A 9,630-nucleotide genomic window follows, 5' to 3' on the forward strand; every position below is an offset into this window, starting at 1 on the left:
TATAAGTATAACTACCGTTACAGTTCACTAACTCAGACGTTATAGTTTCTCCAAAATAAAATGGTGTTGTTGTTCCTGCTCTACAAGCATATTCCCACTGATTTTCACTTGGCAGTCTGTAAGTTTTTCCCGTTTTTTGGGATAGTTTTTGACAAAATTCTGTTGCATCGTACCACGACACACATTCTACTGGGCGATTCTCTCCTTCAAAGTCAGAAGGATTTTCACCCATAATGGCTTGATATTGGTTTTGAGTAATAGGGTATTTGCTCATATAAAAAGGTTGCAGAGTAACTTGGTGTAGAGGACTTTCATTGTTATATCTTCCCTCTTCATTTTCCGGCGAACCCATAAGAAAAGTACCGCCAGGAATATAAACCATTTCTAATATCACACCACTACCCAAATCTTCAGTAAAAAATACTGCTTCATTGAAACGACGCTCAATTTCTTCACCTTTGTTGTTTACCGTTATGACATCAAATTTTTCTAGGTAAAAATAAGAAATAGCAGGAGGCATTTGAGGCCAAATTTTCTTCAAAGCTTCTACAGAAATAGCCAACCCCTCCATTCCATCTTTCTCCATATTGGTAGCTACACCCAACACACCACCAGTTTCCCAGTCAACAACAGGTGCGCCACTATAACCTTTACGGAGACGATCGCCTTCATCAACTAACAAATTCCAAACTGCCACCCTCTCATTATTTTGACGAGCGAAACGCTTTTTCCCAAAAGTTCCATCAACAGTTTCCAGCAAGATTTTTTTCTCCTCACCATAGAGATAATGACCTGCTGTCCGAAATTTTCGATTTTTTGCTTCAGATAAACTTATTAACTGAAAAAGTGGCACATTCAGCTTTTCAACCCGCAACACTGCTAAATCAAAACCCTGAATATCTCCTACTGCTAAAACTTCTGCCGGAATATTATTTACCAAAACATTTTCCTCACCACCCACATCCTCAACAACATGGGCACAAGTTAGCAAATAAGTATAATTATCCTCTCGATAAAAAGCAAACCCAGTACCAATAACATCCGCTTTGCGAGAATTGTCACTAGCACTGGTAATTAAAACAATAGATTCTTCTAAATTACTCATTCTCTGACTTTTTAGGTTTCAGAACTAACTTAACCTTTAAATTCGTACCAGCCTTTCCTTTAGTAATATAAAGATTACCCTCCCCCTCAAAATTAAAACCCACTTCCACCTCAGCTTGTTCAATTTCCATATCCTTATTAATTTCTTGCCAAGCTTCAGCAATAGGACGACTAAGACTAATTAATATAGGTTTAACCTTAGCAAAACTCGACTTAACTTCTTTAATACCATTAGTAGAAATAGGTTTGGCTTCATTCTCTGGGACTTCTGCCTCAACTAAAATACCATCTTCTAATTCAATTAATCTGGTGGCCATATATAATTATTGGTAAACTTAACTGCTATTCTATTCCAGAATATCTCTTTAATTTTCAGGATAATGTTTCAAGAATTTAGAATTTAGAATTTAGAATTTAGAATTACCTCTTCTTTTCAAGGAGAGGATTGACTAATTATGAAAATTTTTATTTATTATCCCCTTAAAAGGGGAGGCTTTAAACCATAATATTTCGGTAAATATAGGAAAATTTAACTTGGTTGGAACTCACCTTCAGAGTAGAGCGATCGAGCTGAATTTCCCAAGGATGACCTCAGATAAGTTTCAATCCCTAATAGGAATTTGTTGTTGTTTAAATAATAGCTGAATGCTTACGCTTTTACAGGCAAGATGCCTGTGCTACAGACTTTCTTACTCCTTATAATTTAATCTCCTTGTCATTCCCATTCCCATCGGTGTTTTTCTTCCCAAACCACAATAAATAGCAAAGTCAGCTAAAGCATTTATCTGTTTAATTTTCTCTGGTTCAATATCCCCAAAAATTCGATATGTCACCTCACCGACAACCCCAATAAATTTACTTCGAGAATCTGTAACAATTTCTGTATTAATATCAATATAACTAGGATAAATAGACTCAAGTGGAATTTCAAAAAATTCCATCTCACTATATTTATCCCAACGATTCAATAGAGAATTAAAAACACAATCTTTAGTAGGCATCGGTGTATCATAACTCCCTTGTCGAAAACAAGTAGGAGTAGCAAAATTTAAAGTAATAATTCTCTGAGATTCGGAAGCATTTTCATAGATTTCTTGATAAGAAAAAGAACCCACCCAAGGTTGATTAGATTTCGGCGTATTAAGAATACTAATAATGTTTAAATTTGCCGGACCTAAATGACAAGATTGGTCGGGATTAATATTCAACCAAAGTTGAGTTAATTCGCCGAATAAATTGTCATCTAAAAGAGATATACGCCACCAACAATTAGTATTTGCTGGAATAAATTTTTTATGTTGCCATTGGATAGTATAGTCGCGATTTTTTGACTGGTTTTTTTTAGTTTGTAAAGGACTAACAGTAAAAGGTTTATTACCAGTAGATTCATGGAGGCGATCGCCTAGATTTTTATCGACAGAACTAACTAAAGTTAAGAACAAAGCATGGAGATGTCTACCTGTTAAGTATCCGGTAGGAATAGGATATTTTGGTATGAGGTTAAGGACAAGACTGTAAGGTATTGGAAGTCAAAAGTTAAAAGTAATATTTGAAGTTAACAGTCAAAATTCAAAAGTCAAAAGTAAGATTTTAGGTACTGGTTTACAAGTAGTAGTATCCTAAAAAAAGTCAAGTAGTCAAATGCTATAAATGTTCCGTTTAGCAAGAGTTTTTTCATAAATATTTTTCCCATCTAGTGCCACATAAAAACCTAATAATGGGGAACATTTTTTAAGTTATACCACATCAATAATATCGCTGTTAATTTGAAAAATATTTCCCAATTATATCGGAACTTCAAACCAAGCAAAAGTATTATCTCCCATCATATTTTTGCAAATTTATTCATCATATAGTGCAGCAAAATCCCAGTCAATTTTGGCGTGAGTATCTTCTCTAACGCGAGACAAAAATAATACCAATATTTTCAGGTAAAATTTTTTTTTGGTAGTTGGGGAGAAAGTTTTTTTAAGTCTGAAAATGATTGTGTTTTCATCTTTAATATGTTCTGAGAAATTGCAAATTTTGACAAAAATGGTTCTACAGGTTCTTGCACAAAGCAACAAAGCCCTTAAGAACCCTAGTATGGATTAATTATCTATATCTTGATACTAATTTAGATTGCCCGCTCCACATTTTTACAGTGATAATTAATTGCTGGTACTGTTACCTCAAAACGCTCGGCTAGTTCCTTAGCAGATACTCCCATACCATAATCATTTTTAATTTCTTCGATTTGCTGCGGGTTAAGTTTTCGAGTTTTTGACTCAAACAACCTATCAATATTTACATCTTCTGGCTCAGGTAATTCGTATTTGCGTTTAGCAGCATTGATAGAAATATCGTGCGCTTCAGACAAATTACCTGTATAAAGCTCAGTTGTCATACGCTCAACAAAACCTACAGCTTCAAGTCCTAAAGCTTCGGGAATATGATTACGAGCAATGGTTGGAGTACCATCTATTGTTTCCCATTCTAGGCGCATTTCAGATGCAAGTTTGCCAAATAGTTTAATATAAGTATAGTCAGTCCAGTAGGCTGGTGACTGTCGAATTTCAGCAATAAAGCGAGCATAGGGCAACCGTTCATGCTTATTCCTCAAACGAGCCTCTAACCACTGATGTAGCGCTTCACTGTCCGCTTTTGTGTAAACTCCTTGAATAACAGTGTATGCCTGGGCATAAAAACCTTCAGTGGCAAACCATTTAAGAAAGTCCTTGATCTTTTCTTTCGTTGTATTGGTTATGATTTGCTTTTTTCCTGTCAGAGTTAGAAGTTCAAAAGCCATATCAATAAACTCTGATACCTCAATCACATTATGATAAGAACTTGTAAGATTACTATAACCAAGTTTTTTATATTCTTCATCAAATGGTAGATGGTAAACGGCAAACCGCTTCTTGTTGTTTGGTAATTCAAAATACTCAACTATGTCGGTGCTATGAAAGTCGTCAGGATTTTCATTACGAGCCTGGCGCGTCCACTTTGCTAGCTGCTTATCAGTAATGCCAGCATATTCCTTTGACATTCGGAAGTTTAAGCCTATGCTGGGTTTATTATGTCCAAAAGCATGAGGATTTATAATAATAGCCTCAAACTTCCGATTTTTGTATACCAGATTTAGACGTTGCCCTTGTTTTAACTCCATACTTGTTTTTTCCTTGTAAATTGATTAGTGGAGAAAGTTCTAGGATTAAATATTGAGGTTTATGTAAAGCTTTTCGCATTAGTCGTACAGCGACCAAACTAATACCTTTAGCTACTAACTTAGTAATTCCAGAGTAGGGTTAGGATTACGTGTTCATGGACTCACTTGCGATCGCTACTCTATTGAGACTTTCCCCACACCTTATTATGATAGACAATTCTTGAAAAACCGTCAACTTGATAATTTGGTTCATAGTATTTAACTGCTTTAAATACTAAATTACCAATAAAAATAACATCAATATTAGGATCGCGTAATGCTTTAAGAGTTTCTGCTTGATACCAATATATAGATAAATTAGGAGGTGATTTTACTTCTTTCGGTATCGATACTGTTTCTGAATAAACAGGTTGGAGAGTAATTTTATAGTTAGACATAATCATTATTTATTAAAATTTTGTGGTTTTATATGGCTACAAAAAAGTGTTATGACATTAATAAAATTGAAGTCCTTTATAACCAATAATTTTGAGACCAATTCACTTTTTTTACTTCTGACTTCTGACTTCCGTAAGACGTTCCATGGAAAGTCCCTAATGTGGTCTACCCAAATGAAAACCGCTGTAAAACTAAGACAACGTAATATTCTTCCTTCTTCCTTCTTTCTTCTTCCTTTTTCCTTCTGCTATAACAAAACCACCCCCAATCAATGGAGGTGGCCCAAACACAATACACACTATTTACAGCAGTCAAAAGAAAGAAGGCGGATAGATCGAGAGCTGAAAACTAAAACAACATAATATTTTCCTTCTTCCTTCTTCCTCCTTCCTTCTTCCTTCTTCAAACTTAGTAATCGAAATCGCCACCGCCCATACCAGCGCCAGCAGGAGCGCCTTCCTTGGGTTCAGGTTTGTCAACAACAATACACTCAGTTGTCAACACCATACCAGCAATAGAAGCAGCGTTTTGTAGAGCCGAACGAGTTACCTTAGCAGGATCAACAATACCAGCTTCAAACAAATCCATAAACTCGTTACTAGCAGCATTGTAACCAGTATTGAAATCTTTCTCTTTCACGCGCTCGCCAATTACAGCACCATTCTGACCGGCATTTTCAGCAATGCGCTTCAGTGGAGCTAACAAAGCACGACTAACAATTAAAGCACCAGTTAACTCTTCAGCTTGCAAGTTCTCATTTGCCCAATTTTCTAAATCGGGAGCTAAGTGAGCTAGAGTTGTACCGCCACCAGGAACAATACCCTCTTCTACAGCAGCTTTAGTTGCGTTGATAGCATCTTCCAAGCGTAACTTGCGGTCTTTCATTTCTGTTTCAGTAGCAGCACCAACCTTGATTACAGCTACCCCACCAGCTAACTTAGCTAGACGCTCTTGTAACTTCTCCTTGTCATAAGAAGAATCAGTTTCTTCCATTTGACGGCGAATTTGTTCGCAACGAGCTTTAACTTCTTTTTCGTTACCTTCAGCAACGATGGTAGTGTTGTCCTTGGTGATGTTGATGCGACGAGCTTTACCAAGCATATCTAGCTTGGCGCTTTCTAGTTTCAAACCAGCATCTTCAGTAATAACTTGACCGCCTGTTAATACAGCGATATCTTCTAACATTGCTTTACGGCGATCGCCAAAACCAGGAGCTTTCACAGCAGCAACATTCAACACACCCCGTAGACGGTTAACAACCAGAGTAGCTAAAGCTTCTTTCTCAATATCTTCAGCCAAGATTAATAAAGGTTTGCCAGAACGAGCTACTTGTTCTAATACTGGTACTAAATCTTGTACTAAAGCAATTTTCTTATCAGTAATTAGAATCATGGGTTCTTCGAGTACAGCTTCCATCCGCTCCATATCTGTTGCGAAGTAGGGAGAGATGTAGCCTTTGTCGAAACGCATACCTTCAGTAATTTCTAGTTCGGTCTGCATTGACTTCCCTTCTTCTAGGGAAATTACGCCTTCTTTGCCCACCTTATCCATTGCTTGGGCAATCATATTACCTACTTCTTCGTCGTTACCAGCAGAGATGGCACCGACTTGAGCGATCGCCTTGGAATCTTCAATTTGACGAGCGTGAGATGCAATCTTTTCTACCAAGAAACCTGCAGCTTTGTCAACACCGCGCTTGATAGCAATAGGGTTAGCACCTGCAGCTACGTTTCGTAGACCTTCTTTTACCATTGCGTGAGCTAAAACTGTCGCTGTAGTAGTACCGTCACCTGCTGCATCATTGGTTTTAGAAGCTGCTTGACGAATTAGAGCAACTCCTGTGTTTTCAATATGGTCTTCTAGTTCGATTTCTTTAGCGATGGTGACACCATCATTAACGATTTGAGGAGCGCCGAATTTTTTCTCTAGAACTACGTTTCTACCTTTTGGACCGAGTGTTACTGCTACAGACTCGGCTAGAATATCCATACCTTTTTCGAGGGCGCGACGAGCATTTTCGTTGTAAATTATACGTTTAGCCATAGTTGTAATTTTTATTGATAAGTAATTGTGGATCTTTCAATTTGTGATTTGTTGATAATTAGTTGTTTTAGCACTGTGGCAAACATCAAATGAGTAGAGAAAGTTTGCTAGTGCAGGCGGAAATAACTGACCAGTTACAAAATCCTAAAAGCCTTACTAAGCAATACTTTTGACTTTTAACTTTTGACTTTTAACTTCCGCGTAGCGGCGCTAGTGCCATAGCAAAGAACGAGTTGGTTAGGACATAGACTACTGATGAACCTTAGACAGAGAAATGCTTTTGCTACTGTTCCCTGTTCCCTGTTCCCTGTTCCCTGTTCCCTGCTATCTGAAACAACTTGATAATTCTTAGTTAACAATTGCGAGAATATCTTTTTCTGCCAGTAGCACATACTCATCGCCACCAAGTTTGATATCTGTTCCGGCGTATTTTGAGTACAGTACTTTGTCTCCGACTTTAACTTCCATTTCTGCACGGGAACCGTCATCATTACGCTTACCAGGACCAGCAGCAGCAACTTCTCCTACTTGGGGTTTTTCTTTTGCATTGTCAGGTAGCAGAATACCACCTGCTGTTTTTTCTTCAGCTGCACTGACTTTGACAAATACGCGATCGCCTAAAGGCTTAACAGTAGAAACACTCAGTGTTACGGCTGCCATGGTTTTCCCTCCAGATATTTTTTTACTATTGCTGAGAGGCTAGAATCTGAAGCTAAGTTATTGGCTTCGTTTTATTTTTTAGCACTCTCACTACCTGAGTGCTAATTTAGCTGAATAGGAGTTGCCATTGCAACTGATGAAACTGTACGGGTTCCCGAACTGAGAGATTTGGTTGTTTTTGTCAAAAGTCTAAATAAAATGGCCAAAATTTAGAGTACTCTTGATTAAGTTAGGACAGTAGAAGGACAGTAGAATAAAATTATCTGAGTAGATCGAGAATTTTACCGTCAAAGTCATTTATGATTTATAATAGGGGATTTGACCTTAAAGACAATATCCCTAGAAGTTCGTTGAAAGGTGTGTCGAAAATTTTATGACAGATAACATATCATCTCAAAGAACCGATAAATCTGATGGGACTAACTTCCAAAGCGCCGAATGCCAGGAAAATGCTCGACAGGACAATATTGACCAAGATACTTGTCAGGAATCTCTTGGTGTTTGTATCCAATCTCTGGGACTATCTAAAATTCAGCGACACATTTTTATTTGTGCTGACCAAACAAAGCCTAAATGTTGCTCAACAGAGGCTGGTTTAGAGGCGTGGAATTATCTCAAAAAACGGCTCCAAGACTTAAAACTAGACCGGGTTAACCCTGATTTCCCTGGCTGTATATTTCGTACTAAAGCTAACTGTTTACGAGTTTGTTGTCAAGGTCCAATCATGGTTGTTTATCCTGAAGGAGTATGGTATCATTCCGCAACTCCTCCTGTAATTGAAAGAATTATTCAAGAGCATATAATGGGCGACCGAGTTGTAGAGGAATATGTTTTTCTCACTCATCCTTTGCCGGAATCAATGATTATTTCATCAAATAGCCTTAGTTGATTCATTAGCTGATACTCATAAATTGTGGACATTTACTTGACTGGGAAACTCAAAAGTTCAAAGTTAACAATTAGTCTCTAAATAGTTATCAATATAAATTCTGACAACATTAGCAACCAATACTGTCAAATTTTCATATATTATTAAAAGTAGTGGAAGTTATTTTTCACCACAAAACTATTATCTAGTTATATATCTAAATATTGTAGAAGTATTGATTGAGTCTAAAATCTATAATCAATAATAGATAGGAGTATAATTTCTTTAGAGCGTTAGATGCAGTCCCTGCCCTTTGGGTAAGGATATATATTAATTTAAAAGAAAGTAGCAAACTCGCCCTACTTCTTTAATCTTTTATGAAAGATGTGGTTTATACCTGTCTTTGAAGTTAATGTTTGCGGGAATTAAACAAAGTGAGTTCTTCATTATGAAGGAAATTAATATTACAGACCAAAGACGGTTAATGTTGGTTGATGATGACCCTAATTTAATTTTATTAGTCAAGGATTATTTAGAATTTCGTGGGTATCAGGTAACAACAGCAGAAAATGGCCGAGAAGCACTAGAAAAGCTGGAAAATGAAATTCCTGAGCTAATTATATGTGATGTGATGATGCCAGAAATGGACGGCTATACCCTTGTGCAACACATCAGAGAAAACCCAGCTACAGAATGGGTTCCAGTTCTATTTCTATCTGCCAAAGGTCAAAGTCAAGACCGAGTCAAAGGTTTAAATACTGGAGCTGATGTCTACATTGTCAAGCCATTTGAGCCAGAAGAACTCGTAGCTCAAGTAGAATCTTCCCTGAAGCAAGCTTCTCGTCTCATTAAACATCAAAATTCTGACATGAGTAGTAGTAATGGGCCAAAAATCAAGGTGCGCCGAAATGTAGAATTAACTCCCACAGAATTAAAGGTAGTCCAACTTGTAGCCCAGGGGATGGCAAATCGTGACATTGCACAAATGATGGAAGTTAGTCAAAGAACGATTGAGAGTCATGTCAGTAATATGCTTGGTAAAACTGGTCTACACAATCGGACAGAATTAGCTCGTTGGGCGATAGAAAGTAAAAAGGCATAAGTACAATTACTCAAGAATCAATCGGGGTGTAAATCTTTATATTTAAAATAGTTTGTATATTTGAGGGCTGTAATTTTGTACTGCCCCAGTTTTTCTATATTCCGATTTTTATGTACATAGTTTTTATTACAGCGCTTTTCATTTGAGTAGACCACAAAATTATTTTTGGCGCTTAGAGTAGGGAGTAGGGAGTAGGGAGTAGGGAGTAGAAAAATGCTTTTGGGTTGCCCATACTAACTGTAGTCTATCCATGTGAAAAGCGCTATA

At 37.2% G+C, this 9,630-nt stretch carries 9 protein-coding genes; 2 read left to right on the top strand and 7 right to left on the bottom strand.

The annotated features are described in order from the left end of the window. The 7 genes from F6K54_RS33080 to groES all read right to left on the bottom strand — a co-directional run. The coding region (locus F6K54_RS33080; protein ID WP_293087553.1) for an SUMF1/EgtB/PvdO family nonheme iron enzyme at positions 1–1,105 on the bottom strand (1,105 nt) is incomplete at its 3' end. Beyond that, complete coding sequence (locus tag F6K54_RS33085; protein ID WP_293087556.1) at positions 1,098–1,421, bottom strand: CU044_2847 family protein; 324 nt, start codon at positions 1,419–1,421, stop codon at positions 1,098–1,100. The genes F6K54_RS33085 and F6K54_RS33080, both read right to left, overlap by 8 nt. Positions 1,422–1,793: 372 nt before the next feature. After that, the gene (cas6, locus tag F6K54_RS33090) at positions 1,794–2,627 is read right to left on the bottom strand and encodes a CRISPR-associated endoribonuclease Cas6 (protein WP_293087574.1); all 834 of its coding nucleotides are present in this window, start codon (positions 2,625–2,627) and stop codon (positions 1,794–1,796) included. Positions 2,628–3,220: 593 nt separating this feature from the next. Continuing rightward, positions 3,221–4,252 (bottom strand): hypothetical protein, encoded by a 1,032-nt coding sequence (locus F6K54_RS33095; RefSeq protein ID WP_293087559.1) that lies wholly within the window; start codon positions 4,250–4,252, stop codon positions 3,221–3,223. A 179-nt stretch (positions 4,253–4,431) separates the two neighbouring features. Further along, entirely contained in the window at positions 4,432–4,689 is a 258-nt protein-coding gene (locus tag F6K54_RS33100) for a hypothetical protein (protein WP_293087562.1), read from the bottom strand. Positions 4,690–5,098: 409 nt separating this feature from the next. Beyond that, entirely contained in the window at positions 5,099–6,733 is a 1,635-nt protein-coding gene (gene groL / locus F6K54_RS33105) for a chaperonin GroEL (protein WP_293087565.1), read from the bottom strand. Between the two features lie 348 nt (positions 6,734–7,081). After that, a complete protein-coding gene (groES, locus tag F6K54_RS33110) occupies positions 7,082–7,393 on the bottom strand; it encodes a co-chaperone GroES (protein ID WP_124147414.1) in 312 nt (103 codons plus the stop codon). Between the two features lie 373 nt (positions 7,394–7,766). On the opposite strand from groES, the gene F6K54_RS33115 reads away from it, so the two are divergent. Continuing rightward, a complete protein-coding gene (locus F6K54_RS33115) occupies positions 7,767–8,282 on the top strand; it encodes a ferredoxin (RefSeq protein WP_293087568.1) in 516 nt (171 codons plus the stop codon). 427 nt (positions 8,283–8,709) lie between these two features. After that, positions 8,710–9,363 (top strand): response regulator transcription factor, encoded by a 654-nt coding sequence (locus F6K54_RS33120; protein WP_293087571.1) that lies wholly within the window; start codon positions 8,710–8,712, stop codon positions 9,361–9,363. Positions 9,364–9,630: the final 267 nt, after the last annotated feature.

Origin of the sequence: Okeania sp. SIO3B5 (assembly GCF_010692555.1) — a bacterium.
Classification (GTDB): Bacteria; Cyanobacteriota; Cyanobacteriia; order Cyanobacteriales; family Microcoleaceae; genus Okeania.

What these genes read in the sequence shown, in the direction of transcription:
- F6K54_RS33100 (WP_293087562.1), bottom strand. Translation starts at nt 4,689, where the DNA reads ATGTCTAACTATAAAATTACTCTCCAACCTGTTTATTCAGAAACAGTA.
- F6K54_RS33095 (WP_293087559.1), bottom strand. Translation starts at nt 4,252, where the DNA reads ATGGAGTTAAAACAAGGGCAACGTCTAAATCTGGTATACAAAAATCGG.
- F6K54_RS33120 (WP_293087571.1), top strand. Translation starts at nt 8,710, where the DNA reads ATGAAGGAAATTAATATTACAGACCAAAGACGGTTAATGTTGGTTGAT.
- F6K54_RS33115 (WP_293087568.1), top strand. Translation starts at nt 7,767, where the DNA reads ATGACAGATAACATATCATCTCAAAGAACCGATAAATCTGATGGGACT.
- F6K54_RS33085 (WP_293087556.1), bottom strand. Translation starts at nt 1,421, where the DNA reads ATGGCCACCAGATTAATTGAATTAGAAGATGGTATTTTAGTTGAGGCA.
- groL (WP_293087565.1), bottom strand. Translation starts at nt 6,733, where the DNA reads ATGGCTAAACGTATAATTTACAACGAAAATGCTCGTCGCGCCCTCGAA.
- groES (WP_124147414.1), bottom strand. Translation starts at nt 7,393, where the DNA reads ATGGCAGCCGTAACACTGAGTGTTTCTACTGTTAAGCCTTTAGGCGAT.